Here is a 26,921-nt window from a genome sequence, read left to right as displayed (position 1 = left end):
ACTTGATCAACCCTGTTAATTGCACCAGAAAGAACTTCCTTCCGAGGTGCCCTGGTTCGAAGCGTCACCTCTTTCGGCCAATTCAGCAGGATCCATTGTGGAAACCGACGCACCAACCAGACCAACGCTTTCTCTGACCGAAGCCATCATTCCGGTCGCCAGCTTGATTTTTCTAGTGGGGCTTTCCTACTTCCTTTTCGGCGATGCAGGTGCGGGCGGGCCGAACCAGGTGGCACTCATGGTGGCGACGATGGTGGCCGCCGTGATCGGCCTGCGTCATGGCCTCACACTCGAGGAAATGCGCGAAGCGGCCATCGCGAGCGTGAGCTCGGGCCTTGGAGCCATCTTCATCCTGCTCGCGGTCGGCGCGCTGGTTGGCACTTGGGCCATGAGCGGCACGATCGCCGCTATGGTGTACTACGGTCTGCAACTGCTCAGTCCCAACTACTTCTACGCCACTGCGCTGCTGATCTGCAGCTTCATTTCCTTCAGCATCGGCAGTTCGTGGACGACGGTAGGCACGATCGGCATCGGCCTCATGGGCATCTCGCAAAACATGGAAATGAATCCTGCCATCACGGCAGGGGCCGTTATCTCGGGCGCCTACTTCGGTGACAAGTCTTCACCGCTTTCGGACTCGGCCAACCTTGCCGCTGCCGCGGCTGGCGTCGATCTGTACAAACATATCCGAGAGACCCTATTGACTTCGCTGGTGGCGCTCGTCATTTCATTGCTGGTCTTCTATCAGCTGGGACGTCCGGGTGAGTTCGACGCGAGCCAGAAGATGGCTCTGCTCAAGAGCACTTTCAACATCTCGTTGGTCCTGTTCATCCCGCTCGCAACCGTGATCGTCCTTGCGCTATGCAAGGTTCCGGCCTTCACATCGATCTTTATCGGCGCGCTCGTCGCCGCCGGTCTGGCAGTTTTTGTCGCACCTGAACGCGTCATTGCCTTCGCACAACCGCGAGAAGGCGTTCCTGGCGCACTCGCAATGCTCAAGGGCATGTGGCTGGCCCTGGCGAGCGGCTACAGATCCTCGACCGGGGTTCCTACCATCGACCTGCTGGTGACACGCGGCGGCATGGAAAGCATGATGAGCACGATCTGGCTCATCATCACCGCGCTCGCGTTCGGCGGCGTCGTCGAAAGGTGCGGAGTACTGGAGCGGCTGACGACGCCCATCCTCGCGCGGGCGAAAAGCACCGGGGCATTGGTCGCTGCGCTCGCGGCCGCCATCATTGGTACCGCCATCGCCACTGCCGATCAGTACATGGCCGTGATGTTGCCGGGACGGTCCTTCAAGAATGCCTTCGAAAGACGCGGCCTCGCGCCGGTGGTACTGTCACGCACCATCGGCGATGTGGCGACGCCCACTTCCGCACTGATTCCTTGGAACAGCTGCGGCGCCTACATGGCAGCCACCCTTGGGGTCGCCACCCTCAGCTACGCGCCCTTTGCGATTTTCTGCATCGCGAGCCCGGTCATCGCTATCGTAATGGCCTACTGCGGCATCCGCATGCCACGTGTTGCCGCGCAACAGGCACCGTCGGGCTAACGCAGGTCCGGCGAATAAGTGCCGAACGCGAGATGCCACGATGGCGCGGCCTGGAAGCCCGATCGCCCCGAAAAGGAACATGGCCTGACTGAACCGGACCAGTGCCACGCTCATCTGCGATGCCAACTTCGGCCCGATGACGGATGATCCCGACTTGCGACGGCCATGGCCGCGGGGTGCCGGCGCCTGCAGCGGATGGTTTTTTTGCTTGGGGCGGGTGATGGCTGACGGGCAATTGACGGGCCCGACCGCACTTTCGAGTCGGCTCTCGCGATCGCTTCGCCGGGAGGGGCATCGTGTTCACGTTTGCGAGAATCTCGACGCATTCGCGACCGAAGAAGTGAAAATGAGTCCCGAGGGCGGCCGCGTGCTTGTCGACATCGATGTCCGCGAAAACCTGAACGTGCCGCCCGGCATCCTGGCGCGCGCGGACCAGCAGATTGCACCGGTGGCGCAGGCACTTGCGACGCGAACCGGCTGCACATCGTCAATGCGCGTCTTGATGTTCGTCGCCATGAGGTATAGCGAGCTCTCCGCAGTGAATCCCAGCAACGAAGTTCGCCTTTCGAGGGAGGGTGTGGGATTTTTCCCCTGGGGAAATGGCGTCATTTGCTCAGATTTGAGTTGGCGCATTCTTCGACTAAAAGCTGGAGGGCGCAGCGTTGCGCGCGGCGCCGGAAGGGCCGCGATCGGCAGTGGCATCGCTGAGGTCCTAGCCAAAATTCACAGAGACGAAGGAGTCGCAGATGATTCATCGGTTGTTGGATTTCCGAAAGCTCTTTACGGTTGCAGTTGGGGGAGTCGTGCTCTGTGCCGCTCAGGCCGCAAACTCGACGGAGTTCTCCGCTCTTGTGGTCGGTCACCCATTGGTCGATGGCACGCTCAACTTTGGGACCTACTCAGTCAGATTGCCGGCAGGCTCTTGGATGGCTGGCGGATTGGCGACGTCCACCTCCAATGAAACTGGAGGCTCCAAACCACTGTCTTTTAAGACCCAGAGAGTTGTCCTTGTCCGAATAGATGACAAGCGAGTCACTGGCCTGATTCACATCAGTTCGCTCGCTGAACGCAATCCGGGCAGGCAGCAGTGGCTGATTGACGACCCTTGCAAGTCAGGGTCGCTGAAAGACGCCCTCTTCAGGGAGGACCTGAGCACGCGTATGTTCATGCCCGCTTGTGTCGGGATGGCCCGGACCGTCGAAACAAGCACCTGGGGTAACGCTTCACCCGAGTACCGGGAGGCGAAGGACTGGCTTTCGCGCAGTGAAGTTGAACTGCCAACGCGGCTTTTCAGGGGGCCGTTTACAAGTACGACCTGGGAAATGTTTTGAACTTCTGGTTCTTTGCACCTGTACCCCCTGAGCCATTCGACGAAGCGCCCAAGTATCTGCAATTCATGGCATGGTTGAGGTCAAACGCCATCAAGATTTCGGAAGACGCTTCCAAGGGAACTGTGGAACTAAGCCCCTTCAATCCATGACCCTCCCTGAGGGTCTGGAGAGAAGCCCGTCCGCCCCTCTCTCCAAGGAAGCATTGATTCATTCGGCATCATCGAACGACCTCTTCGGAGTGAGGGGAATGTCTGCAGTGGGCTGCGGATTCAACCGGTCGATGCAACACACTGAAAACTGCCGTAGGCAGAAGGATGTTGCAGATGAAGTATCGAACGCGGACCTACTACACGGACAGCCAGAAGGCGCTCATGTGGGAGCGCTGGAAGCAAGGTCAGACCCTCCCCCAGATCGCCAGGATGTTCGATCGACACCATGGGTCGATACGCCAGATCCCTGGCCGAAACAGGCGGCATACGGCCGCCGGAGCGCCGCCGTTCCAGCCTTGCGCTGCCCTTGGCCGAGCGAGAGGAGATCTCGCGGGCTGTGGTGGCTGGCTTTTCGATCCGCGCGATTGCCACGATTCTCGGACGTGCGCCCTCGACCGTCAGCCGAGAGATCAAGCGCAATGGTGGACAGGAACGCTATCGGGCGAGCCAGGCCGATCAGGCAGCCAGGGATCGTGCCCATCGCCCCAAGCGCTGCAAGCTGGCTCAGAACCGAGCCTTGGACCCTTGGCAGCGCGGCACCAACGAGAATACGAACGGGTTGCTGAGGCAGTACCTTCCCAAGGGCATTGACGTCTCGACCTACTCACAGGCCAAGCTCAATGCAGTGGCACGCAGGTTGAACGAGCGCCCCAGGAAGACTCTCGACTTCCAAACACCGGCTGAGATGTTCAGCCAGATCGTTGCATCGACAGTTGAATCCGCACCGGAACTTGACCTTCGCCGAATCATTGAAGAAATCTGAGTCGCGACGGTGGCCCATTCTTGCCATTTTCGCTTGTGCGTGAATGAAGTCTCAAGCGGGTGGCTCAACTTCAGGCGCCGCGGGACCGGAGGCGTCGCCCATCGGTGTTACGGATCATTTACCGCTTACCGAGAATCCGAGAACGATACCAATTCCAGCTTGCGAGTGCCTTGTGGCCCGTCGGGTCCGGTAAGGCTCAAGTTGCCTTTCACCCAGATTCCAAGAGAGGGATCGTGCCAGATCGACATCTCAAGGCCACGGGATCTTTGCATTGAATCTCGAATGCCTTGAAAACGCCGGCCGGCACCTTTGCCTCGCCGTATCCACGGACGCCGCACGTTACATCGAACGCCATCGCCTTGCCTGCTGCGTCCGTCAGGAGATGGGAATGCGTCCAGGACTTGTCGACTTCGAGTGGATAGGCAAAGTTCAGCGGCGGGGCCCATTGGGCAAGCGCGTTGCCATGGGCGCCAAGGTGAGCCACCCAGCCGCCGTTCGCATCGGCCAGTATCGTTTCGCGCTCCGACTCGAAGGCGATGACTGACGATCCCTTCCACTCGCGCTCGCTCACCTTGAAGCTCACGTTCTCCGGCGTGTTGCCAAAGACCCCGCTGTTGCGCCGCGACTCCATCCACGGCGGCGCAACATATCGCTCGATGACAGGATTCTCGAAGGCCTTGCTCTCAGCCGCCATGGCCAGCAAGACCGGGGCAAACAGGGTGGCCGCTGTCACTGTTGTGGAAGTCATGGCGAGCTCCTTTCCGAAGGTGTCTTCAGTCTAGGAAGCCCGCTGGCTGGCGTTCTAAATCCGCGCTAAATTCGCGCCAAACCCCTGGAGGGCGTCATGGCGCAAGCGCAATTCAACTTCGGTGCGTTTCAGCTTCAACCCGCTGAGCGTCGTTTGCTTCGCGATGGCGCCGAGGTCGCTGTGACCGGGCGGGCGCTCGACGTCTTGTGCTTGCTCGTGCGCAAGGCCGGCGACGTGGTCACCAAAGAGGAACTGCACGCCACGGTGTGGGGCGGACTGGTCGTGGAAGAGGCGAACCTGCATGTGCAGGTATCGCAACTGCGCAAGGTGCTGGGCAACGACGCCATCGCCACCGTTCCCCGGCTCGGCTACCGCTTCGTGGGCCCGGTCGGTTCCGACCTTGTTCCCAGCCGTGCGCCCGGCAGCCACAGTCGCCGGCTTTCGATCATCGTGCTGCCCTTTGCCGAGCCGCGAGCCGCGAGCAGCGCCGGGCCAGGAATACTTTGCCGACTGGATCACGGATGACATCACGACGACGCTGTCCAAGATCCCCGAGAGCACGATCATCAGCAACTGGACTGCGCTGGCCTACAAGAACGAGACCTTTGACGTCGCGACCGTCGCGCGCGACCTTGGCGTTCGCTACGTCCTTCAAGGCCGCCTGGATCGCGGGGTAGACGACCTGGAACTCAATGCCCGCCTGTCAGATGCCGAAACCGGCACGGTGCTCTGGTCTGACCGCATCACCGTTTCGATCACCGACCTGCGACAGCTGTGCCACGAGGTGGTCGAGCGGCTGGCGGGCGCATTGGATCTGACCTTGCGCCAGGAAGAGGCCGAGCGCAGCATGCCGGTCGACGCCGAGCGGCCCGAGTTCATGGATCTCGTGATGCGGGCCCGCTGCGTGTCGTACAAGAATTGGACGCGCCGGCACTACGAGCAATCGGCAGCGTTGTTCGAGCGGGCATTGCGCATGGCGCCCGACAGCGTCATCGCGCTGTGCTGGCGGGCGGAGTCACGCTTGATCCTCAACGCCTGGCCTGGTCCCGGCATCGAGGACGTGCTCGCCGAATGCGAACGAGATCTCGCGCACGCGCTGTCGCTGGACGCCTGGAACGGCCATGTGCACCATGCGTTCTCGGTGTTGCGCCAGCAACAGTACCGTCTCGACGAAGCCCTGGAATTCAATCGCCGTGCAAGAGAGCTGTGGCCCAGTTGCGTTCACACGCTGGTGTGGCGCGCGGTGCTGCGGATCTACAGTGGGCGCGCCGACCTGGCGATCGACGACGCCCAGCACGCATTGACGTTGTCCCCGAGAGACCCCCACCAATGGACGATGTACCTTCACCTCGGACACGCTGCGATCATGCTGGGCGAGTACGCACGCGCGCTGCCATGGCTCGAGCATTCCCAGATGCTGTCGCCCTATTGGGCCACGACGCTCATGCGCGCCGCGGCGCACGCCGGGCTTCGCAATGTCGAAGAAGCGCGCCTGCTCTTGCAACAAGCCGGCCCCGAAAGCGCCGAATTCATGCGTTGGGCACGGCTGAGCAGGCATCCGATGTATCTGAAGCAGCAGTCCGACCATTTCATTGGACCTCTTGTGAAGTGTGGGTTGCTTCCAGAAGAACCGCACAAGGCCGAAGATGCTGCTGGCTCTGTGGCCATGCTCGATGAGTAAGGGCGATGGACTGCCGAGGTCGGGCCGTCGAATGCGGTCTGCGCTTGTGAAGGTTCTGCTGCAAATCCCTAACCGCGTTGACGCGGGCATCGGCGAGCATCCTCATCCCAAGGTACTGCAGACATAGCCCGTGGGCCTGCACGCGGGCGAGCGTGCAATCGCAATATCGAATGGCCGCAATCTGGGATACCAAGTAGGAGTCTGGGCCCTCTGCAGTCTTCCGAGCAACGATCCGCGAAGTCCGCTTCGCAAGACCTGAGCGCGTTCAACCTCGTGACGCTTCGCCGTGGATCCACTCCAAAAAGGCCTTTACTGATGGTCGCTTGGCGTGCCGCGGTGGATACACAGCGAAGTGCGCCTTGACTTTGACGGCTTGATCGAGCCCGAACAGGGGCTTGAGCTTGCGCTCGGCGATGTGCCCTGCAGCGATCGTTGTGCTTTCAAGCGCGACGCCGAGGCCTTGGGTCGCCGCATCGAGCGACATCTGCGCCCGATCGAAACGTACGGCGAACCAGTCCGGCGCGCGCTTGTCGCTGAACTGTCCGAACCAATCCGACCACTGCACCACGCTGACGTTGCTCTGGATCAACTTGACGGACGAGAGCTGCTCGATGCGCTTCAAGCCATGCTGCCGGATGAACGCGGGGCTGGCGAGCGGCACGATGCGTTCCTCGAACAGGGGCTCTACCACCAGGTCAGGCCAGTTCGGAATCCCGTAGCGGATGTCGATGTCGGACTGACCGAGGGCGAAATCGCTGGGTGTGTGCGCCGCTGACAGATTCAGCGCGATGTCCGGGTAGGCCTGCGCGAAGCCACGCAGCCGCGACATCAACCAGAGGCTCGCGATGCTTGGCGCCGAATGCACATACAAGCTGTTGCTCACGCCTTGGCGCAGATCGTCGGTCGCCGATGCGATCGCCAGCAACGCGCCCCCGACTTTCGACAGGTACATCTCGCCCGCAACGCTGAGCCGTACGCCGTGCGCGCTGCGCTCGAACAACCTCACGCCGAGATGCGCTTCAAGACGCGACACCTGATGACTGATCGCTGAGGCGGTGAGATGGAGCTCGGATGCTGCAAGGGCAAAGCTTCGTCGACGCGCTACCGCTTCGAAGGCCTGCAAGTTCGTCACGGCGGGCAATGTGGACATAGGGTCAACCCGGTCGTTGGATGATGAAGCGTCATCTTAGGCTGAAAAGACATCGCTTGTCGTCATCCTCGCAGCGGACGACCATTCGTCCCATGCAGCAAATCCACCTCTTGCTGCAACGGTCATCCGGCAACAAAAGCGCTGTCGGGGCCGCATCGGATTCACACCACTCTGGAGACAGATCCATGCTACTCAAGGACAAAGTTGTCGTTATCACCGGCGGTGCCGGTCTCAATGGTCTCGGGTTTGCCACGGCGCGCCTGATGGCCGCCCACGGAGCCCGGGTTGCCGTGCTCGACCTGGAGCGCGCCGACCCTGCGGCGGCGGCCGCCCAACTGGGCCCCGACCATCTCGGAATCGTTGCCGACGTGACCGACAAGGCGTCGTGCGATGCGGCGGCAGCGGCGGTGCTGAAAGCATTCGGTCGCATCGATGCACTCGTCAATAACGCAGGCATCACGCAACCGGTCAAGACGCTCGAGATCAGCGGTGCGGACTACGACCGCATCCTCGACGTCAGCCTGCGCGGCACGCTGTACATGTCGCAGGCAATCTTGCCCGCCATGCAGAAGCAGGGCGGCGGATCGATCGTTTGCATTTCGTCGGTCTCGGCGCAGCGCGGCGGCGGCATTCTGGGCGGTCCGCACTACTCGGCGGCGAAGGCCGGTGTCCTTGGGCTGGCGCGCGCCATGGCGCGGGAATTCGGGCCTGAGGGCATCCGCATCAACAGCATCACGCCCGGCCTGATCGGCACCGACATCATCAAGGGCAAGCTCACCGACGAGAAGAAGGCCGAGATCGCCGAGACGATCCCGCTGGCCCGCCTGGGTCGCGCCGAAGACATAGCCGGCGCCTGCGTGTTCCTCGCCAGTGATCTGTCGTTGTACTGCACCGGCATCACGCTCGACGTCAATGGCGGCATGTTGATCCATTGAGCCAGCGCTTCTCTTTCATTTCGACAACCAGGAGACAGACATGACCGAGCCCAAGCTCACCCCCAAGTTCAACCGTCGGCAGCTGCTGGCCGCGGGTGCGGCACTGCCGCTGTTCTCGATCGTCACGCGCCGAGCGGATGCAGCCGAGTTCGAACTCAAGTACGCCACCGGCCAGGACCCGACCCACCCGGTCAATCTGCGCGCCAAGGAAGCTCACGACCGCATCCGCGAAGCAACGTCGGGTCGCGTCAACATCAAGCTCTTCCCGGCCAATCAACTTGGCAGCGACACGGACCTGCTCACGCAAGTGCGCAACGGCTCGGTCGAATTCTTCAATCTGTCCTCGCTGATCCTGTCGACCTTCGTTCCAGTCTCGGGCATCACAAGCGTCGGGTTTGCCTTCAAGAACTACGACGACGTGTGGAAGGCGATGGACGGCGATCTGGGCAACCATATTCGCGCCGAGATCGCAAAGACACCCATCTTTACCGTCTCGAAGATCTGGGACAACGGCTTCCGCCACGTCACCTCCTCCGGGCGCGAGATCAAGTCCGCAGCCGATCTGAAGGGCTTCAAGGTACGAGTGCCTGCGGCACCTCCGCTGACCTCCCTGTTCAAGTCGCTCGATGCTGCACCGTCGCCCATCAACTTCAACGAGGTCTACACCGCCCTGCAGACGAAGGTGGTGGAAGGCCAGGAGAACCCGCTCGCCATCATTGCCACCGCGCGGCTCTACGAAGTCCAGAAGACCTGCAGCCTGACCGGCCATGTCTGGGACGGCTACTGGGTTCTCGGCAACAAACGCGCCTTTCAAAAGCTGCCGCCGGACGTCCAGCAGATCATCACGCGAGAGCTCGACAAGTCCGCGACTGATCAGCGAGCCGATGTTGCCAAGCTCAACACCAGCTTGATGACCGATCTCAAGACCAAGGGCATCACGTTCATCGACGTGCAGCAAGAAGACTTCCGCAAGAAGCTGGCCAGCACGGGCTTCTACGGCGAGTGGAAGACGAAGTACGGCGCAGCGCCATGGGATCTGCTGGAGAAGGTCTCCGGCAAGCTCGGCTGACAGACAGCCACTCGCTCGCCCGGTGGTCTCCGGGGCGAGCGCTCCGTTCAATGAATTGTGTGACTGGTGAGCCGCGCCATTGCGGAGGCCGGCGGCCACCTGTCGCGTGAAAGAAACCCATGAACATCTCTAGTGACGAGCCCGGCGCTGCCGGGACCATGGATCAAATAGGCCGGCGTGAGCCGATCGCATGGCTCGAGACCTTGAACAAGGCCCTGGCCACGCTGGTTGAAGTCCCCGCCGCACTGCTGGTGCTGGCCGAGGTTGTCGTTCTGCTGATGGGGGTGACGAGCCGATACGTCTTGCACGAGCCTCTCGTGTGGTCTGACGAGTTGGCGTCGATCCTGTTCCTCTGGCTGGCAATGCTCGGATCGATCGTGGCCTTGCAGCGAGGCGAGCACATGCGCATGACGGCGATCGTCGGAAAGCTTGATTCACGAAAGCGTGCCTTCCTGGATCTGATCGCGATCGCTGCGGCCATCGCCTTCCTCGGGCTTGTCCTCCACCCCGCCTATGAGTTCGCGCAGGACGAGGTCTTCGTCACAACGCCGGCGATGGGCATCCCGAACTCGTGGCGGGCTTCGGCGCTGCCCGTCGGGCTGGGATTGATGCTGCTGGTCGGATTGATGCAGATCTTTCGCCTTGGCCGAATGAAGGACGCCTTGCTGGCACTGGGCTTGGTCGCGCTCGTTGGCGGAGCGATGGCTCTGGTGGGGCCGCTGTTCACGTCCCTCGGAAACTGGAATCTTTTCCTCTTCTTCGTGCTCGGCGTTGGCGCCATGGTGTTGCTTGGCTTGCCGATTGCGTTCTCGTTCGGTTTGGCAACCTTCGGCTACATCGCGCTGACGACCACCACGCCTACGGTGGTGGTCATCGGCCGGATGGACGAAGGCATGAGCCATCTCATCCTGCTCGCCGTGCCGCTGTTCGTCCTGCTGGGCCTGCTCATCGAAATGACCGGCATTGCGCGCGCCATGGTCAACTTCCTGGCCAGCCTGCTGGGACACGTCCGCGGCGGACTCTCGTACGTCCTGATCGGAGCCATGTATTTGGTCTCCGGTATCTCGGGGTCCAAAGCCGCCGACATGGCCGCTGTGGCACCGGCACTGTTTCCCGAAATGCGCAAGCGAGGTGCAAAGCCTGGCGATCTGGTTGCCTTGCTTTCCGCGACGGGCGCACAGACGGAAACGATTCCACCGTCACTGGTTCTCATCACGATCGGCTCCGCGACGGGTGTCTCGATCGCGGCATTGTTCACCGGTGGCCTGCTGCCTGGATTGGTGGTGGGATTGACGTTGGGCGCACTCGTGTGGTGGCGCTATCGGGGTGAGGACCTGTCGGGCGTTCGCAAGGCGAGCGGCCGCGAGATCGCCAAGTCCTTCCTGATCTCGATCCCCGCGCTTGCGCTTCCCGTCGTCATCCGTGCAGCGGTGGTCGAGGGCGTCGCCACCGCGACCGAGGTGTCCACCATCGGCATCGTCTACGCGGTCCTCGCCGGGCTTCTCATCTACCGGCAATTCGACTGGAAGCGGATCTATCCGATGCTGGTGAGTACCGCGTCGCTGTCCGGTTCGATCCTGTTCATCATCGGTGCCGCCACCGGCATGGCCTGGGCACTGACCCAGTCCGGCTTCTCGACCGCACTGGCCGACGCGATGAAGGCGTTGCCGGGCGGCGCGATCACCTTCATGGCGGTATCGGTGGTGGCTTTCATCATCCTCGGCTCGGTGCTCGAGGGCATTCCTGCCATTGTCCTGCTGGGCCCGCTGCTGTTTCCCATCGCGCGCCAGGTCGGCATCCATGAAGTGCACTACGCGATGGTCGTGACCCTCGCGATGGGCATCGGCCTCTTCGCGCCGCCTTTCGGGGTCGGGTACTACGCGGCCTGCGCGATCAGCCGGATCCATCCGAACGAGGGCATGAAGCCGATCGTCGGCTACATGGTGGCCTTGTTCCTCGGAACAGTTCTGGTCGCCGCGATTCCCTGGATCTCGATCGGGTTCCTCTGACAGCACCCAGGAGCCCCGAGCGACCACCACTTTTCACTGGCAGTTCCGTCCCCGACGCGCCGCGCGGAATTGTCCTCCCGTCTCTCACCATCGCGCGCACCCCACTTTGACTCACTCTTGCAGGAGATTTCTATGTCTGATTTATCGACGCTTCAACAAAGCGCCTATCGCATTCGCCGCTACGCACTGCGCATGGGCGAAGTTCAAGGGCAGGGCTACATCGGCCAGGCACTTGGTTGGGCCGACGTCCTCGCAGTGGCCTACAAGCACGCGATGGCCTACGAGCCCAAGGATCCCACGTGGGAGGGCCGCGACCGCTTCCTGCTGTCTCACGGTCACTACGCGATTGCCTTCTACGCGGCGCTGATCGAGGCCGGAATCGTTCCTGAAGAAGAGCTCGAGACGTACGGAAGCGACGACAGCCGCCTGCCGATGTCCGGAATGGCCACCTATACACCGGGCATGGAGATGTCGGGAGGATCGCTCGGGCAAGGGCTCCCGATCGCGGTCGGCATGGCGCTGGGTCTGCGTCTGAAGAAGAGCCACGCGTTTGTCTACAACTCGATGTCCGACGGCGAACTGGACGAGGGATCGACCTGGGAGGCTGCGATGGGGGCCGCCCACCACCACCTGTCCAACCTGATCTGCCTGGTCGACATCAACAACCAGCAGGCTGACGGCCCGTCCGGAAAGATCATGGGCTTCGAGCCTCTCGCCGACAAGTGGGCGGCCTTCGGTTGGCACGTGCAGCGCGTCGATGGCAACAACCTGCCGGCCGTCATCGCGGCCTTCGATGCGGCGCGGGCGCTGCATGAGGACAAGCCGCGCGTCATCCTCTTCGACACGTTGATGGGCAAGGGCGTCCCCTTCCTCGAAACCCGCGACAAGAACCACTTCATCCGTGTCGATCCCCCGGAATGGCAGCAGGCCATCGCCCATGTCGACAGCACGCAAACCGAAGGAGCCCTGTAATGAACGCCACGACCGAAAAGAAGCCGAGGCTCACCACCTCGGCGATGATTGCCTCTATCGCCAGCGAGGGCCAGCGCGTCACGGCGGCGCCATTCGGCAAAGCCATGGTCGAACTGGGCCGAGATCGCCCCGAGATCGTCGGCATGACAGCCGACCTCGCCAAGTACACCGACCTGCACCTGTTCGCGAAGGAATATCCCGAGCGATTCTTCCAGATGGGCATGGCCGAGCAGTTGCTGATGGCGGCCGCAGGCGGCATGGCGAAGGAGGGATTCATTCCCTTCGCGACCACCTATGCCGTGTTCGGTACTCGGCGGGCCTACGACTTCGTGCACCAAGTGATTGCCGAAGAGAACCTCAACGTCAAGATCTGCTGTGCGCTGCCGGGGCTGACCACCGGCTATGGGCCGAGCCACCAGGCGACCGAGGACCTGGCGTTGATGCGCAGCATCCCTGGCATGACCATCATCGATCCTTGCGACGCGCTCGATGTCGAACAGGCAGTGCCTCAGATGGCCGACCACCAGGGGCCTGTCTACATGCGACTGCCGCGCGGCAACGTGCCGCTCGTGCTCGACGAGTACGACTACAAGTTCGAACTCGGCAAGGCCAAGCTGATTCGCGATGGCAAGAGCGTGCTCGTGATCGCCAGCGGCTTCATGACCATGCGCTCCCTCGAGGTCGCCCAGCAACTGCAGGCGGACGGTGTCGACGTCGCGGTGCTGCACGTCCCGACGATCAAGCCACTCGACGAGGCGACGATCCTTTCCGAAGTCCGGCGGCTCGGGCGACTCGTGGTCGTGGCGGAGAACCACTCGGTGATCGGCGGCCTGGGTGAAGCGGTTGCTGGCCTCCTGATGCGATCGGGCGTCACGACGACGTTCCGCCAGATCGGCTTGCCGGATGCCTTCCTCGACGCGGGTGCGCTGCCGACACTGCACGACCGCTATGGCATCTCCACGCAGGCGATGAGCCGGCAGATCAAGGGCTGGATCTGAGTCGGATCGCTCGGCGAGACCTCGGCGACCTGAAGGATCGGACATGAACACGAAAACAAAAGTGGGTTTCATCGGGCTGGGGGCGATGGGCCGCGGCGCTGTCGGCAACCTGCTGGCAAATGGCTATGGCGTGGTGGGCTGCGATGTGCGCCCGGACGCGCTCGACTGGCTGCGGGCGCAAGGCGGCGAGCCCGCCAGCTCGCTGGCCGAAATGGCCGGCCAGGTCGATGTCGTCGTGTGTTTCGTGGTCAATTCCCAGCAGACCGAGGCGGTGCTCTTCGGCGACGCCGGACTGGTCGGCAGGCTGCCAGCCGGCGCGGTGTTCATCGCCTGCAGCACGATGGACCCGGGCTACGTTCGAACACTCGACGGCCGGCTCGCCCAGCACTCGATCTCGCTGATCGATGCGCCTGTCACGGGCGGCGCTGTCGGTGCTGAGCGGGGGACGTTGACCATAATGGGCTCGGGCAATCCGGAGGCCTTCGAACTCGCACGCCCGGTGCTCGAGACGTTCGGTGCACGTGTCCATTACCTAGGGGTGGCAGGCTGTGGCGCGCAGATGAAGGTGTTGAATCAACTGCTGTGCGGCGTGCATCTGGCCGCGGCCGGAGAAGCCCTGGCGCTCGCAAAGCGCCAGGGCCTGCCGCTCGATCTGACCCTGGAGATCTTGTGCAGCGGTGCAGCAGGCTCGTGGATGCTGGCGGATCGGGGACCGAGGATGATTGCGGGCCAGTTCGACGACGTCACGTCTGCGGTGGACATCTTCGTGAAAGACATGTCGCTGGTGCTCGACGCGACGCGTGAGTCGCGCTTTCCCGCGGCGCTTGCGCATGCTGCTTACCTGGCCTTCCTCGGCACCGCATCTCGGGGACTGGGCGCGCAGGATGACTCCGCCGTGACGACGCACTACGAGATTGCGGCAAGGACCTCGTAGCCAAGATTCGAAAACGAAGCACCGTGGCACGTTCGATGCTTTAAAAGGACCATTGCGCCGGAACCCGTTCGTGCGGGCTGGCGCGCTGACACGATGCTGGAAACACTGGCCATCACAGGCCCCATTTACCTCGTCATTGCGCTCGGCTTCCTGGCCGGGCGGGCCGGCGTTTTCAGCAAGCTGGACATGCGGGTGCTCGGAACCTACGTGGTCAAGTTTGCGCTCCCTGCACTTGTTTTCACGGCGCTCTCGCAACGCCCGGTCGGCGAGGTCATGAATGGCCGCTACGTGCTGGGCTATGCCGTGGGTTCGCTCGTCGTGATGATGGCTGCCTTTGGTTGGGCGTGGCGCTGGCGGGGGAAGAGCTTCACGTTGAGTGCACTGTGCGGGCTCGGTTGCTCGAGTTCGAATAGCGGATTCATCGGCTATCCCATCGCGATCCTGGTCGCTGGTCCGTCCTCAGCTGCGGTCGGCCTGGCCATGTGCATGCTGGTCGAGAACCTGCTGATGATTCCGCTCACGCTGGTGATGGCGGACAGCGGCCACGCAGGCGCAGGCAGGTGGCATCGCATTCTCATGGAGTCGCTCATCCAACTCTCCAGAAACCCGGTCATCCTGGCGATCGTGGGCGGTCTGGCCGTCTCGTTGATCGGGATCCCGATCACCGGAGTGCTGGCGCGCAGCATCAACATGCTGGCCATGTCCTCGGCGGCCGTGTCCCTCTTCGTGATCGGAGGAACGTTGGTCGGGTTGAAGACCAAGGGTATGCGGCGTGACGTGACCACCATCGCCCTCGGCAAGCTCACGCTGCACCCATTGGCCGTGGGATTGATGATGTGGCTCGTGCCGCCGACCGATCCGACGCTGCGGGCCGCGGCCGTGGTATTCGCTGCCACACCGATGCTCAGCATCTATCCGATACTGGCCCAGAGGTATGGCTTCGAGGAAACGTGCGCGGCAGCCCTTTTGCTGGCGACCGTCATGTCGTTCGCGACGATCAGCATCGTCCTGTGGTTGCTTGGGCCGGTCCTCGGATGGGCCGCGTAGTGCGTGTGTGGGCCGAGCGTCAGTTGGCTGCTGCGTACCAGCCGTGGCAGGCAGTCACTGCCGGTGCCCCGAAGAGACGATGTCGGCCAGCGCGTCGACCACATGGTCGACTTCGTCTAAGGTGTTGTAGAAGTAGAAGCTCAGGCGGCAAGTGGCGCGAACGCCGAGCGCCTGATGCGCGAGCGTCGCGCAGTGGCAACCCGCGCGGGCCTCGATCCCGGCGTCGTTGAATGCGCGCGCCAGATCGAACGGATCCTGCCCGGCCACGTCGAAGGCGACGAGCGCGCTGCGGCGTGCCGCCTCGCGGGGGCCATGAATCGTGATGCCCTCGATGGCGCCGAGCCGCTCGAGCGCTCTCGCAGTCAGTCGTCGGCACCATGTCGACACCCGCCGCATGGCAAGCTCGACGTCCCGGCGCTCGATGGACCTGTCGCTGTCGAAGTAACCGGCTTGCCCCGACGGCAAAGCCAGATCGAGCAGCAGGCGCAGCGCTTGCGCCGAAACGATGGAGCCCAGGATGTTCGGCGTGCCGGCCGCGTACTTCCAGGGCAGCGCGTTGTAGCTCACGCTGCCTTCGAACACCTTCCCCTCGGCAACCATGTCGCCCCCGTAGAGGAAGGGCAGGGACGCCTCCAGCAGATGCTCCTTGGCGACCAGCACACCCACGCCGAAGGGCGCCAGCATCTTGTGAAAAGAGAACGACAGGTAGTCGACATCGAGCGCCTGCACGTCGACGAAGCTGCCCGGCACCAGTTGCGCTCCGTCGATCAACAGGTATGAACGGCGCTCGCCGTCCGGCTGCAGGTAGCCGCTCGCATCCGCGATGGCGCGCACCGCTGCAAGCGGATTGAGGGTTCCCAGGAAGTTCGACGCGCCGGTGCAGCACACGAGTTTGGTACGCGCGTCGACCAGCGACGCGAGGTGGTCCAGGTCGAGTGCCCCGCTGGCCGGATCGAAGCGCGCCAACCGCAACGCCACGTGGCGCCCGAATTTCGGCAGGATGTCGTGGCACATCGCGTACCAGGGCACGAAGTTCGAGTTGTGCTCCATCTGCGTCGCGACGACGTTGTCACCATCGCGAAACTCGGTGAGCAGCGAGTACATGACGGTGTTGTGCGCCTCGGTCACGTTGCGCACCAGCACGATGCTGTTGCGGCTGCGCGCCCCGACGAAGCGCGCAATGTCGTCGTACGCCGCTTCGAAAAGCCGGGTCGTGTGTTGCGATGCGCTGGACTGTCCACGATGCACGTTCTCGTACTGCGGGGCCAGCGCGGTGTAGAGCGCGAGCAGCTCGCGCGGCGGCTGGGTGCTGGCGGCGTTGTTGGTTGCGATGCGACCCGCCTGGGGAAACAGGAAATGCTGTCGGATCGACTCGACGTCCCACCCGTCGAGCGACACGGCATCGATGCTGCGCAAGGCGGCGCTCATCGCGCGACTCATGACGTCCCCAGGCTTTCCACGCGTTCGGCATCGCGCGCCCGCAGCACGCGGCGCAGCGGCTTGCCCGCCGGGTTCCTGGGGATCGCGTCCACCGGCACCACGTCGGCCAGCCGCTTGTGCGACGCCACGCGCTCGGCAAACCAGGCTTTGAGCGCTTCCGCGTCGAGCTCGCTGCGCGGCACGACCCAGGCCACGGGCAACTCGCCCGTGTGTTCATCGGGTCGGCCGATGACGGCCGCATCGGCGATCGCGGGGTGCGTCATCAGCAACGCCTCCAGCTCGGCGGGCGCCACCGACTCGCCGTTCACCTTGATCAGTTCCTTGAGCCGGTCGGTGATGAAGACGAAGCCGTCCGCGTCGATCCGGCCCAGGTCGCCGGTGCGGATCCAGCCGTCGGCTGTGAGCGTTGCCGCTGTGGCTTGCGGGTTGCCGAGGTAGCCGGCAAAAAGCTGCGGGCCTCGGAACCACAGTTCGCCGGCTTCTCCGCGCGGCAGGTCGCGACCCGTGGCCGGGTCGACCACGCGCGCCTGCGTGCCCGGCACCACCTGCCCGACCGAGCCGGGACGAAATGCGCCGCGAGTGTCCACCAGCGTCAGCACCGCCCCCACCTCGGTCATGCCGTAGCCCTGCACGGTCGGGCACTTCAGGCGCGCGCAGACGCGGTCTTCCAGCGCAGCGCCCATGGGGGCGCCGCCCGAGCCGACGAGTTGCAGCGAGGACAAATCGAAGGTGCCGACCATCGGGTGTCCGGCCAGAAACTGCATGACGGGCGGTACGGCGATGAGGTGCGTGACGCGCTGGCGGGCGATGGCGGAAAGGAAGGCCTCGGGCTCGAAGCGCGGCAGCGTCACGAGCGTGCCGCCCGCCGCCAGGCCGGACAGCGTGGTCAGCACGAAACCCATGGCATGGAACATCGGCAGGAAGGCCAGCGACACCATGCCCTGCGGCCAGTCGCTGCCCTGCACGATCTGGCAGACGTTGGCCACGATGGCTCGGTGCGAGAGCATCACGCCCTTGGGCAGGCCGGTCGTGCCCGAGGAAAAAGGCAGGAGTGCCAGCGTGTCGGGATCGGCTGGCGCGAGCGGCTCGGGCCCGGTGCCTGCCAGCAGGCCCGCCAGCGAGAGCGCGTCACCCCCCTCGGCAACGCCCGCGACGATGAAGCGTTCGCAGCCTGTTTGCTCCGCGGCTCGGCGCACCGTGTCGAGCAGTGGTGGCACGGTGAAGGCAAAGCGCGCCTTGGAATCGCGCAACTGTTGCGCCAGTTCGGCCACGGTGTAGCCTGGATTGGCACCGCTCACGCGCCCGCCCGCCGCCATGGCGCCGAGCGCGACGACGACCCATTCCGGGCTGTTGGGGCTGCAGATCAGCAGCGTGTCGCCGGGCCTGAATCCTTGCGCAGCCAGTCCCGCGGCCGCGCGACCGATCTGCTGGTCCAGCGCCGCGCAGGTGATGGTGCGCCCGGTGGGGGCGTCGATCATGGCCAGGGCGTCCGGCCGATGCCGGATGGCCTCGCGAATGAACTGGGGCACGGTCGTGGAGGGCAAGGCGCGGGCCAATGCGGGGCCCTCGACAATGTGGGAGGCGGTGTTCGACATGCTTTCACTCCTTCAGGTGGACGGACGCGACGCAGACTTGCGGGCTTAGCATCGAACCCCGGCGTGTTTGCCGCGTGTTTGCAGCGTGTCTTCTGCGTGGCAAGGCGCAGATCGAGAGGCTGAAAGTGCAGGGATTGCGCGTACTGCTGTTGGGACAGGGGCGGCTCGAACTGGACGGCCAGGCGCTGACGCGCCTGCTCGCGCCCAAGCAACAGGCGCTGCTCTTCTACCTGGCGGCGGTGGGTGGCTCGGTCGCCCGCACGAAGCTCGCCTCGATGCTCTGGAGCGAACTGGACGAAGCATCGGCCCGGTCGAACCTTCGTGGCGCGCTCTCGCGCTTGCGCCGCTGGCTGCCTGAGCTGTTGCTGGTCGATGCGCAACAAATCGGCCTTGCGCCCGGCGCGGCATGGGAAGTGGACCTGCACGCCTTGACCCGGGCCATGTCATCGCCCGAAATGGCACCTGCCGCCCGCTGCGCCGCGGCGGACGCCTGGCGTGGCCCGCTGCTCGATGGCTTCGAAGTCGGGAGCGCGGAGGGCTTCGAGGAATGGCTCGCACAAGCGCGTCCGCGCGCCCAGCGCGAGCTTCAGTTGCTGCGCCACGACCTGCTTCGACGCAGCGAAGCCGCAGGCGCACTCGACGACGCGGCCTCGCAGGCCCGCAGCCTGCTCGACGTTGACGACGCCGACGAGGCGGCGCACATGGCGCTGATGCGCCTGCTGGCGGCAACCGGCCGTCGCACGGCCGCCATTGCGCAATACGAAGCCTGCCGCGCCGCGCTCCTCCAACGGCTGGGCGCGAGGCCGTCGGCCGAGTGTTACGCGCTCTACACGCGCATTCATTCGGACGCCGGTGCGCCGAAGGCTGCGCGCGTATCGCCAGAGGCGCTGGTGGCGCCATTGCATGACCCGTCCGCCGAGAATGTCGCGAACACGCCGCCATCGATAGCTCCCACCACGCCCGATCTGATCGGCCGCGAAGCCGAGTTCGACCTCGCGTGCGAGCGATTGGGCGACCCAGCCTGCCGCTGGCTCACGATCACGGGCCCGGGCGGCGTTGGCAAGACACGGCTGGCCCAGTCCACCGCCGAAGCGTGGGGGCCGCATTGCCGTCACGGCGTGCTCTGGCTCAGCGGACGTGGCGACGGCGGTGGCGCGCTGCAGGACGCCGAAAGCCTGATCCAGCAGATCGTGGCGCGCACCGGTGCCGACCGTCACGCCGCCGGGGCGCTGTTGCTGGTGCTGGACAACCTTGAGAAAGTCCCTGCGGCGCGCGCCTTCGAGCCGATGTTGCGCGAGCGCGCGCCGGGTGTGAAGGTGCTGGCCACCTCGCGCGTGCGGGTGGGCGGAGGCCAGGAATGGTTGCTGGAACTGGGTGGGCTGGGCATGGCGCCGGCGGTGCGGCTGTTCAGCGCGGCCGCGCGGCGGCTCGTACCGGGCTTCGATGCCGACGCGCAGGTCGACTCCGTGCAACGCATCTGTCGTCTCGTCGGAGGCCTGCCTCTTGCACTGCAAATGGCGGCCCGAAGCGTCCACACCGCTGGTGTGGCACCCGTGCTCGAGCACCTCGACAAGGGCGATCCGCTGGTCGACGACGACCGCGACGAGACCGATCAGCACCGCAGCCTCGACACCGTGCTCGACGACTCATGGGCGCTGCTCGATGCAGACGCGCGCGACACGGCGCTGCGCCTGTCGCAGCTGCCGGGCGACTTCGATGCCGAACTGGCGCGCGTCATTGGCGCCAGCGACACCGCGCTGGCGACCTTGCGCGCGCATTCATGGCTGATGCGCAGTGGCGATGCGAAGGGCGACGGGCGCCTCGGTTTTCATCCCTTGCTGCTGGCCTGGCTGCGGCGGCAGGCCGGCGCGTCCACGGCCCAGCCGATGGTGATGGAGCGGGTCGTGCAATGGCTGGACGAGCGCATGCCATCGGTCTCGCCCTTTTCCGACCTGCCAGCGGACGATGAAGGGGCGGCCGCCAGGGCGATGACGCTGGCCGACAGCGCTTGCGGCTCGGCGCCGACGCTGATGGCTGCAGCGCGCCTCGTTGCCGGGCGCATGCAGCCCTCGCGTGCGGCGGATTGGACCGACCGCGCCGTAGCCATGCTGCTGCACGCCGATCGGCAAGCCGAGTCCGCGACCTTGCTGGCGCAGGCGCTGGCATATGACGAGCTGCCGCGATGGCAGAGGGTCGGCTGGGGGCTGCGGCGCGCCGAACTGCTCAACGGTTGTGGCGCATCCAGGGCCGCACTGCGCGGCTACATCCAAGCGCTGGCCGAACTCGGGCTGTGCAATGCCGACCTCGAACAGACGCCCTGGGCCGAGCTGATGCCGGCGACCCGCCGCTTGCTTGCCCTGGAGGAATGGCCGACGCACGATCCATCCCGTTGCGCCTTCTCGGCCCTGGTCTTGCGCAGCCTCTACTGCACCATGGGCTTGTTGGTGTTCTCGCCTGACCAGCGCCCGTTGATGCGCATCTCGCTGGAGGCCGACGTGCTGTTTCGACGCTTGCGCCTGCATGGCGGTCTTCGCGTGGGATCGAGCGCGCTTGCTTTCTCGACCGCGGGGCATCCCGCCATCGCGCGACGGCTGGTCGCGCGGGCCCAGAAGCTGCAGACGAGCCTGCCCGCCAGTGACCCGCGCGTGAGCGCCCTGTTCAGCGAAAGCCGCTGTGTCGTGCTCGCCGGCCTGGGCGACTGGGACAGCCTGGCGCAGGAACTGGAGGCGTCGGCTGAGCAATTTGCCCGTCTGCGATGTGGCCGGCAGGAAATGAACATGCGCGCGCTCTCCGCGAAGCTGGCGTTCTTCCAGGGGCGGCTCGACGAGTCCCTGCGGCGCTTCCACGAACTCGATGAACTGGCCCTGCGCCGCCCCGGCGAATCGTGGCGCGCGTGGGGCCCGATCGGGCTGGTCGAAGTGGGGCTCTGCCTGGACCCGATCGATGACGACATGCTGCGCCTCCACTACGAGCGCGCCGTGCTTGCCATGACGGAAATGGAAAACATCGACGCCGCCTACACGTTGCGTCGCCTCGGCCTGGCCGCGCGACTCGCTTGGCGCAGCGGCGACGTCCCGGCAGCACGGGCGGCGGTGCACGCCGGCGTGGCAGCTGCCCGTCGCATGCAAAGCGCGTGGTGGGCGCATGAGGGGTACGCGGGACTGGGCGACACCTTGCTGGCGCTGTGCGCGCATGAACCGTCCAGCAGCGCCGTGCAAGGGCCGCTGGAAGAAGCGTGGCGGGCGTTCGAGCCTGCGCTGGCGATGCATGTGCGGCGCTTTCCGCCGGCAGCGATCCTGCAGTGGCGGCTTCAAGGCGCCCGAGCCCAGGCACAGGGCCGCATCGACGAGGGCCAGGCGCTATTGAAACGTGCGATGGCGTATGCCGAACGGCAACGCATGCATGTTGAACTGAGACGCGCTTGCCAGGCCCTGGGCGCCCAAGGCTTGCAGTGCACGATGTCGGAGCGAAAGCCCGATTCGTCCCGTAGATAGACTCCGCCCCCGCTTTGCCTCGCAGCCAGCGATGCCGGGGCAGGTCTCGCGCTGCCAGCGCTTGCTGATGGACTCGTAGAAGTGATTGACCAGGTCAAGCGGCGAGCGCCTGAGGGGTGTTGCGCCAACCGATCGCCATGCGAAAGGCTCGCGCGAAGTCATGCACGCGCTCCCGCGGCATCCTTGTTTGGTTCACTTGCGCATCCGGGTCGCCGTATCCCATGGACATGCCGAAGGCGGTCACCTCTTCCGGCGGCATCGGCAGGTGCGACGCGATCAGGTCATGAAAGGGCGCGAAGGCGATCTGCGGGCATGAGTCGACGCCACGCGCCTTCGCGGCGATCATCACGTTCTGAGCGAAAAGGCCGAGGTCGATCCCGCCGTGCGACTTCAACCTGCGGTCGATGCAGAAGATCAGGCCCACGGGCGCCCCGAAGAACGAGAAGTTCCGCTCGGTCTGGCGCGCCCGAGCCGGGGTGTCGTTGCGATCGATACCGAGCGAGGCGTAGTAGCGCGAGCGAAGTCCATCCGTCTCGTGCGAAAGACGTTCGGCAACGGGTCCGGGAAGTGGCCGGGCGCTGGTGCGTGCTCGGCACGGACAGCCGCGACCAGCGAGTTGGCAAGATCATCCCTGGCGGTGCCGCCGTGGTATGGGCCGGGGAATCGATGGTCAGCATGACCCTGGCGATTCCCCGTTCGAGCGTGTGCTCGGAGGGCTCCGCGATGCGGCAAGCCGGAACTTCGATCATGCGGGCGCTCTGGCATGGGTGCGACGAGCACGACGTGGGTCACACCGGGCTGCGCGGGACGATTGTGAAAAGCGGCCCGAGCAGCCGTCGAGGAGTCGCTCGCGTCGCGCCTGCCCGTACCCAGTTGAACACGGTTCATCTCGGCGCTGAAACAACGTCAGTTCCATTGCGGCGCCGCGATTTCGTCATGGCGTCCACATGGATCGCACAACCCTTCAGGTATCGATACTCGACCAATGGTTCTGGCCTTCGGCATGTTCGCGATGGGAACCGACAGCTTCGTCGTTGCCGGCATCCTGCCGAGTGTGGCCTCTGCGCTCGGAACCTGGTGGCACTCCTGTTCGCGGAGGTGACGCACTCGATCATCGCGCGCAAGGGAGCCGCAGCGCGTGACAGTTCCAACCTCGAGACTCACCTTCCGTCGCGTTGTTGATCGCGCCGAGTGGCCATCTAGCGAAGGTGCCAGATGGCTTCTCGCACGACGCCAATGATGACGCCGTCGCCAAGCGGCCGAGTCTTGAATCGCTTGTTCAGCGGCTTCAAGCAGGACACTTCGTCGATCAATACCAGTTGCTTGAACGTCGCCTGCTTCGCACGGTTCTGGACGATCACGAAATCGCCAGGCCGGGCTTTCATGTCTGGCTCGATCACGACGATGGTGCCTGGCGGAAACGAATTCACGCCTTTGCTTCGCATGCTTTCGCCGTGAACCCGCAGTGCAAAGGTATGCCGCTGGACGTCAACAGTGACGAACACGGTCTCCAATTCGCTGAGAGGACCGAAGTTGTCGATGTTGGCAAAGCCGCCGGCTTCGACCGCCGACAGCACCCGAACGCCACGACGACGCCATTTGTCCAAGGGGCGAGGCCCTCCCGAGAGAAACTCCTCGACCGACATGCCGAGGAGCCGCGCGACCGCCGGGCGGTGGCTGCGGTTGGGTGACGTTCCGCCGAGCCGTTCCCATTGCTGCACGGCGGCGCGCGTGACGCCGGCCCCCCGGGCAAAGGTGTCAACACTCATGGCAAGCTTCCGGCGACCTTCGGTGATCAACTCACGAACGTCTTTCAGCTCCAAGGTTCGCGCGCGGAGGGCCGAACAGCAGAGGGGGCAGACTTGCCCATGGTCCGAGAGGGAGGCCATAGACGGATTGTGATGGGTGTCCACTCGCCCATCTGCCACTGGCGAGATCGTCCTACCTGGCAGCAGTGATGGCTTGTCACGGCTCCGGCTCCCGCAAGAAAGCCTATCTAGGATTAAACTTCTATCCAACGCCACCAGTAGTCTTCGGCCATGAGCAGCCATCGACTGATCCGGGAAGGGCGCCGGAACCTTGGAATGAGCGAACAGCAATTCGCTGACGCTGTCGGAGTCAGTCGAGGAGCGGTCCAACAATGGGAAAGACCAGGCGGCACGGCGCCCAAGCGAAGCAACCAGCATCGCGTTGCGACCTTGCTGGGAATCTCCGTGGCCGAGTTGGTGTCGGGCGGCTCGAACGCCGGCCAGGGCGTCGCCATGCGCGCTGAAGTGCCCCTGGTGTCCGAAGTCGAGGCAGGCGACTACACCGTCATCGACAACTTCAAGCCGAAGGGCAAGTTCGACACGGTGCCCGTGTCGGTACCGGTCAAGCGCCATACCTACGCGCTCGCTGTCCAGGGCGACAGCATGGTGAGTGAAGCGGGCGATTCGTTTCCGCCGGGCTCGATCATCGTCGTGGAACCCGAATTGGCCGCCGTGCCGGGCGATTACGTCATTGCGCTCAGCGACGACGGAGCCACCACCTTCAAGCAACTCATCAGGGACGGCGGCGACCTGTATCTGAAGCCGCTCAACTCGCGCTACCCGATCAAGCCGCTGGATGGAGCGAAGGTCGTGGGCGTCGTGCGCGAGTTCAGCAAGCGGTTCCGATAAGTACCCGTGACGCGACCGTGGCGGTGGATAGACTAGCTATGCAGTGCTATATTTTCTATCCCACCGGAGCGGCGACCGAAGCCGGGATTTCAAAACGCGGACCTACGACTTTGGTGCCGCGCTGCCTCGGTCAGATCGGCGAGACGACGCACCTCGCCGAGGTGTCGACAGCCCGTGATCCCGCGCCGCGATGTGATCGTGATCGGCGCGGCCGAAGGAGACCTGGCAGCGCTGTCGACGATCCTGAAAGCTTTGCCGGCGACCTTTCGGGCCCCCTCTTCGTAGCGCGGCATTCTTGCGGCGTTGGTCGAAGGGTGAAGCAACGGATCGGAGGCAAGCCATGGCAATCAACATCGAAGCGCCAGACGAGATATTCCGGCGCTGCGCAACGGCGGCAATGCTGATCAAGCCCGGTGATTCGCTGCCCATGAAGTTGCGGGACTTCGGCTTGCTCGTCGCTGACGAGTGCGCCGAGGTCGTCAGGGGATTCAGGGATGGGAGCGAGCGCGATGCGGGCGACTCGATCAGGGAAGTTTTCGTCGACTAGCCGCGGCGACCTGATGATCGAAATTCCCTTCGAGGATCAGCTGCTGACCTTCAAGGCTCGACTTGACCACGGCCTCACTTCGGCGCTGCAACTTCTGAACGATCGAACGAACTTCCGCTACACGGCTCTGCACCGCGTCCACCTCGGAGCATTGCAACCTGTTTGTGTTTTTGATCGCTTCGGCGAAAACCGCGCCCATCTGCAAAGTGCCCTGCTTTTGAACGACTTGGCCAGGCTCACGCTGGCACGCGGCGATTTCGTCTCATCGGACTGCAGCCAGGATAGTCGCATCGACACATCCGGCAGCCCGATCATCTCCTTTTGCGGGCTGGTGCTGATGCCGGTGGGGGGCGGACCCGCGTGTGGAATGCTGTGTCACTTCGACATGGATCGCTGCGAAGTAAAGCCGTGCGAGCTCGCGTTCCTGCGCGCGGTTTCGCTGCTGTTGGTGGACTACGTGGATTAGATTGCCGCACGGAAAATTGTCCGTGACCTCTGCATTGAACCTCGAGAGCTTGCGATCCGCCGGCAACCAGCGAACGTTCATGAGATTTGTTGCTGGATTCGCTGACTGCTACGCTTCCTTGGGGACGTTGTCCGCTTGCGGGTCGAGCCGAACGCTTGGAGGCGTCGGAAACGGCTGCTTGGCTGTGGCTGTTGCACGAAGGTGCAGATCATCGGCTGTAGAACAGTTCTTGCACTTCCGAGGAGACGGGGCAACCGGTTTCCTCCGGTGTTCGGTGTCGCCTGCTGGGGCATGCTTCGCACTCCTGGTCGACCAGGTGGCGAAGATTCCCTCCAGCGCTTCCGTACGACGAGGCTGGACGTCACCGCGGGGCAAGGATCTGAATCTCCTTGAGCACACGCCGCGAGCCTGTTCTGACAAGGGTGCACGCACCACCCTCAGACCCTCCGCATCGGCCTCGGTCCAGAACACATGCTTCCAGGGAGTGCCATCTGGAAAGTAAGAGGCCCAGTCGGTATGGCCTTTGAGCCAGACTCCGCACACAGTGCTCAGCCGTCCTCTCCAGGCCGGCGGACAAACGAAGATGCCAGCGTCCCCGGGCTGTAGCTTCAGGAGGTGTGACGGATAGGCATACAGCGCCACCCAATCGACGCATTCACTCATTGCTCGTCGCACCCACGTTGCCTGGCGCATCGACGGACCTTCGGCGTCCTGCGCATGCAGTCAACTGGTCGGTGGGATTCGGCAGAAAATCCAGGCCGACACACGCCAGCACTTCGCGAAGGCGATTCAGAGTCTTCGCACCGATTGCTTGCTTCATCATGAGCTCTTGCTCGCTGATGGCTGACAGGTCATCGACGCAGAAGATGTTGAGTTCGGACAGAGCCTCACGGGCACTAGCGCGAACGGGAATTTCTTCGATTGGAGTTTGTGGGCTGAGTTTGCTCGGGGCCGCAAGACGCTGGGGACCTTTAGGGCGCCATTCGAACGTGTGAAACTCAAACGCCTTGTCTGCAGGAATTCGTGCCTCGCGTCGTGCGGCCGCATGCTTGCGCTTTGCCTCGTGAATCGCAGCGCGCAACCGTCCGAGACACGCGAGCAGTTCGTCGTCAGGCAACTGCGCGAGGTCACCGACAGAGCGGATAGTGCAAGACATTGGCCCTTTACTTCACGATTGTCAGCCGTCACCCTGACGGCGCAGCGGAGCCCGCTCCATGGAGAGAGCGCAGCCCGCACATGCAGCGAGGCAGCCTAAACCTAATCCGGGCCGAAGCAACGATAGAACAAGTCGCACCGATAGAGGTTCTAGCGGCCGGGAAGG

General features: G+C 64.0%; 21 protein-coding genes and 3 pseudogenes. 17 read left to right on the top strand and 7 right to left on the bottom strand.

Annotated features, from left to right (window positions below):
* Positions 1–97: 97 nt before the first annotated feature.
* From nhaC to QTI24_RS31650, 3 genes and pseudogenes are all read left to right on the top strand, one after another.
* The gene (nhaC, locus tag QTI24_RS27245) at positions 98–1,555 is read left to right on the top strand and encodes a Na+/H+ antiporter NhaC (protein WP_286604663.1); all 1,458 of its coding nucleotides are present in this window, start codon (positions 98–100) and stop codon (positions 1,553–1,555) included.
* Positions 1,556–3,209: 1,654 nt separating this feature from the next.
* A pseudogene (locus QTI24_RS31655) lies at positions 3,210–3,615 on the top strand (transposase); the annotation flags it as partial.
* Positions 3,616–3,618: 3 nt separating this feature from the next.
* Positions 3,619–3,858: pseudogene (locus QTI24_RS31650) on the top strand (transposase); the annotation flags it as partial.
* A 208-nt stretch (positions 3,859–4,066) separates the two neighbouring features.
* On the opposite strand, the gene QTI24_RS27235 reads toward QTI24_RS31650, so the two are convergent.
* Complete coding sequence (locus QTI24_RS27235) at positions 4,067–4,606, bottom strand: hypothetical protein (RefSeq protein WP_286604661.1); 540 nt, start codon at positions 4,604–4,606, stop codon at positions 4,067–4,069.
* Positions 4,607–4,702: 96 nt separating this feature from the next.
* On the opposite strand from QTI24_RS27235, the gene QTI24_RS27230 reads away from it, so the two are divergent.
* Positions 4,703–5,131 (top strand): winged helix-turn-helix domain-containing protein, encoded by a 429-nt coding sequence (locus QTI24_RS27230; RefSeq protein ID WP_286604660.1) that lies wholly within the window; start codon positions 4,703–4,705, stop codon positions 5,129–5,131.
* On the top strand, positions 5,067–6,287 hold the full coding sequence (locus QTI24_RS27225; RefSeq protein WP_286604657.1) for a tetratricopeptide repeat protein: 1,221 nt from the start codon (positions 5,067–5,069) through the stop codon (positions 6,285–6,287). The genes QTI24_RS27230 and QTI24_RS27225 overlap by 65 nt, the downstream gene beginning before the upstream one ends.
* 265 nt (positions 6,288–6,552) lie before the next feature.
* On the opposite strand, the gene QTI24_RS27220 is transcribed toward QTI24_RS27225, so the two are convergent.
* The gene (locus tag QTI24_RS27220; protein ID WP_286604655.1) at positions 6,553–7,437 is read right to left on the bottom strand and encodes a LysR substrate-binding domain-containing protein; all 885 of its coding nucleotides are present in this window, start codon (positions 7,435–7,437) and stop codon (positions 6,553–6,555) included.
* A gap of 185 nt (positions 7,438–7,622) precedes the next feature.
* Here QTI24_RS27220 and QTI24_RS27215 point away from each other — a divergent pair, with 185 nt between their 5' ends.
* The 8 genes and pseudogenes from QTI24_RS27215 to QTI24_RS27180 all read left to right on the top strand — a co-directional run bounded on the left by QTI24_RS27215 (position 7,623) and on the right by QTI24_RS27180 (position 15,401).
* Positions 7,623–8,372: an SDR family NAD(P)-dependent oxidoreductase gene (locus QTI24_RS27215; protein ID WP_286604690.1), complete on the top strand. Its 750-nt coding sequence runs from the start codon at positions 7,623–7,625 to the stop codon at positions 8,370–8,372.
* Positions 8,373–8,412: 40 nt separating this feature from the next.
* The gene (locus QTI24_RS27210) at positions 8,413–9,441 is read left to right on the top strand and encodes a TRAP transporter substrate-binding protein (protein WP_286604653.1); all 1,029 of its coding nucleotides are present in this window, start codon (positions 8,413–8,415) and stop codon (positions 9,439–9,441) included.
* 119 nt (positions 9,442–9,560) lie between these two features.
* Positions 9,561–11,450 carry a TRAP transporter large permease gene (locus QTI24_RS27205; RefSeq protein WP_286604652.1) on the top strand — a complete coding sequence of 630 codons (1,890 nt, stop codon included), beginning with the start codon at positions 9,561–9,563 and terminating at the stop codon, positions 11,448–11,450.
* 132 nt (positions 11,451–11,582) lie between these two features.
* Positions 11,583–12,422, top strand: coding sequence for a transketolase (locus QTI24_RS27200; protein WP_286604650.1), 840 nt, complete (start codon positions 11,583–11,585; stop codon positions 12,420–12,422).
* Positions 12,422–13,420 (top strand): transketolase family protein, encoded by a 999-nt coding sequence (locus QTI24_RS27195; protein ID WP_286604649.1) that lies wholly within the window; start codon positions 12,422–12,424, stop codon positions 13,418–13,420. The genes QTI24_RS27200 and QTI24_RS27195 overlap by 1 nt, the downstream gene beginning before the upstream one ends.
* 31 nt (positions 13,421–13,451) lie before the next feature.
* Positions 13,452–13,946: pseudogene (locus QTI24_RS27190) on the top strand (NAD(P)-dependent oxidoreductase); the annotation flags it as partial.
* Complete coding sequence (locus QTI24_RS27185; RefSeq protein WP_286604688.1) at positions 13,920–14,354, top strand: NAD-binding protein; 435 nt, start codon at positions 13,920–13,922, stop codon at positions 14,352–14,354. The pseudogene QTI24_RS27190 and the gene QTI24_RS27185, both read left to right, overlap by 27 nt.
* A 93-nt stretch (positions 14,355–14,447) precedes the next feature.
* Positions 14,448–15,401, top strand: coding sequence for an AEC family transporter (locus tag QTI24_RS27180; protein WP_286604647.1), 954 nt, complete (start codon positions 14,448–14,450; stop codon positions 15,399–15,401).
* Between the two features lie 54 nt (positions 15,402–15,455).
* Here QTI24_RS27180 and QTI24_RS27175 read toward each other — a convergent pair whose 3' ends face one another.
* Together QTI24_RS27175 and QTI24_RS27170 are read right to left on the bottom strand one after the other, a co-directional pair.
* Entirely contained in the window at positions 15,456–16,829 is a 1,374-nt protein-coding gene (locus tag QTI24_RS27175) for an aminotransferase class V-fold PLP-dependent enzyme (RefSeq protein ID WP_286604644.1), read from the bottom strand.
* Positions 16,830–16,837: 8 nt separating this feature from the next.
* A complete protein-coding gene (locus QTI24_RS27170) occupies positions 16,838–18,436 on the bottom strand; it encodes an AMP-binding protein (protein WP_286604642.1) in 1,599 nt (532 codons plus the stop codon).
* Positions 18,437–18,510: 74 nt separating this feature from the next.
* Between QTI24_RS27170 and QTI24_RS27165 the strand changes: the two genes are divergently transcribed.
* On the top strand, positions 18,511–21,930 hold the full coding sequence (locus QTI24_RS27165) for an AfsR/SARP family transcriptional regulator (protein ID WP_286604640.1): 3,420 nt from the start codon (positions 18,511–18,513) through the stop codon (positions 21,928–21,930).
* A 94-nt stretch (positions 21,931–22,024) separates the two neighbouring features.
* On the opposite strand, the gene QTI24_RS27160 is transcribed toward QTI24_RS27165, so the two are convergent.
* Together QTI24_RS27160 and QTI24_RS27155 are read right to left on the bottom strand one after the other, a co-directional pair.
* A complete protein-coding gene (locus QTI24_RS27160) occupies positions 22,025–22,354 on the bottom strand; it encodes a nitroreductase family protein (RefSeq protein WP_353506117.1) in 330 nt (109 codons plus the stop codon).
* 775 nt (positions 22,355–23,129) lie between these two features.
* Positions 23,130–23,753 carry a LexA family protein gene (locus QTI24_RS27155; protein ID WP_286604638.1) on the bottom strand — a complete coding sequence of 208 codons (624 nt, stop codon included), beginning with the start codon at positions 23,751–23,753 and terminating at the stop codon, positions 23,130–23,132.
* Positions 23,754–23,969: 216 nt separating this feature from the next.
* On the opposite strand from QTI24_RS27155, the gene QTI24_RS27150 reads away from it, so the two are divergent.
* The 3 genes from QTI24_RS27150 to QTI24_RS27140 all read left to right on the top strand — a co-directional run bounded on the left by QTI24_RS27150 (position 23,970) and on the right by QTI24_RS27140 (position 25,600).
* Complete coding sequence (locus QTI24_RS27150) at positions 23,970–24,587, top strand: LexA family protein (RefSeq protein ID WP_286604637.1); 618 nt, start codon at positions 23,970–23,972, stop codon at positions 24,585–24,587.
* Positions 24,588–24,927: 340 nt separating this feature from the next.
* Positions 24,928–25,134, top strand: coding sequence for a hypothetical protein (locus tag QTI24_RS27145; protein WP_286604636.1), 207 nt, complete (start codon positions 24,928–24,930; stop codon positions 25,132–25,134).
* A gap of 13 nt (positions 25,135–25,147) precedes the next feature.
* Positions 25,148–25,600: a hypothetical protein gene (locus QTI24_RS27140; RefSeq protein WP_286604635.1), complete on the top strand. Its 453-nt coding sequence runs from the start codon at positions 25,148–25,150 to the stop codon at positions 25,598–25,600.
* Between the two features lie 655 nt (positions 25,601–26,255).
* Here the strand turns inward: QTI24_RS27140 and QTI24_RS27135 are convergent.
* Complete coding sequence (locus tag QTI24_RS27135) at positions 26,256–26,756, bottom strand: helix-hairpin-helix domain-containing protein (protein ID WP_286604632.1); 501 nt, start codon at positions 26,754–26,756, stop codon at positions 26,256–26,258.
* Positions 26,757–26,921: the final 165 nt, after the last annotated feature.

The sequence above is a fragment of the Variovorax sp. J22P240 genome (assembly GCF_030316855.1).
Taxonomy (GTDB): domain Bacteria; phylum Pseudomonadota; class Gammaproteobacteria; order Burkholderiales; family Burkholderiaceae_C; genus Variovorax.
Note: the sequence above shows the minus strand (reverse complement) of the source record. Positions and strands in the feature narration are given on the sequence as shown.

Coding starts and splice junctions, on each gene's coding strand:
- QTI24_RS27140 (WP_286604635.1), top strand. CDS start 25,148: ATGATCGAAATTCCCTTCGAGGATCAGCTGCTGACCTTCAAGGCTCGA.
- QTI24_RS27230 (WP_286604660.1), top strand. CDS start 4,703: ATGGCGCAAGCGCAATTCAACTTCGGTGCGTTTCAGCTTCAACCCGCT.
- QTI24_RS27150 (WP_286604637.1), top strand. CDS start 23,970: ATGAGCAGCCATCGACTGATCCGGGAAGGGCGCCGGAACCTTGGAATG.
- QTI24_RS27215 (WP_286604690.1), top strand. CDS start 7,623: ATGCTACTCAAGGACAAAGTTGTCGTTATCACCGGCGGTGCCGGTCTC.
- QTI24_RS27220 (WP_286604655.1), bottom strand. CDS start 7,437: ATGTCCACATTGCCCGCCGTGACGAACTTGCAGGCCTTCGAAGCGGTA.
- QTI24_RS27210 (WP_286604653.1), top strand. CDS start 8,413: ATGACCGAGCCCAAGCTCACCCCCAAGTTCAACCGTCGGCAGCTGCTG.
- QTI24_RS27135 (WP_286604632.1), bottom strand. CDS start 26,756: ATGTCTTGCACTATCCGCTCTGTCGGTGACCTCGCGCAGTTGCCTGAC.
- QTI24_RS27195 (WP_286604649.1), top strand. CDS start 12,422: ATGAACGCCACGACCGAAAAGAAGCCGAGGCTCACCACCTCGGCGATG.
- QTI24_RS27170 (WP_286604642.1), bottom strand. CDS start 18,436: ATGTCGAACACCGCCTCCCACATTGTCGAGGGCCCCGCATTGGCCCGC.
- QTI24_RS27205 (WP_286604652.1), top strand. CDS start 9,561: ATGAACATCTCTAGTGACGAGCCCGGCGCTGCCGGGACCATGGATCAA.
- QTI24_RS27180 (WP_286604647.1), top strand. CDS start 14,448: ATGCTGGAAACACTGGCCATCACAGGCCCCATTTACCTCGTCATTGCG.
- QTI24_RS27200 (WP_286604650.1), top strand. CDS start 11,583: ATGTCTGATTTATCGACGCTTCAACAAAGCGCCTATCGCATTCGCCGC.
- QTI24_RS27175 (WP_286604644.1), bottom strand. CDS start 16,829: ATGAGCGCCGCCTTGCGCAGCATCGATGCCGTGTCGCTCGACGGGTGG.
- QTI24_RS27145 (WP_286604636.1), top strand. CDS start 24,928: ATGGCAATCAACATCGAAGCGCCAGACGAGATATTCCGGCGCTGCGCA.
- QTI24_RS27235 (WP_286604661.1), bottom strand. CDS start 4,606: ATGACTTCCACAACAGTGACAGCGGCCACCCTGTTTGCCCCGGTCTTG.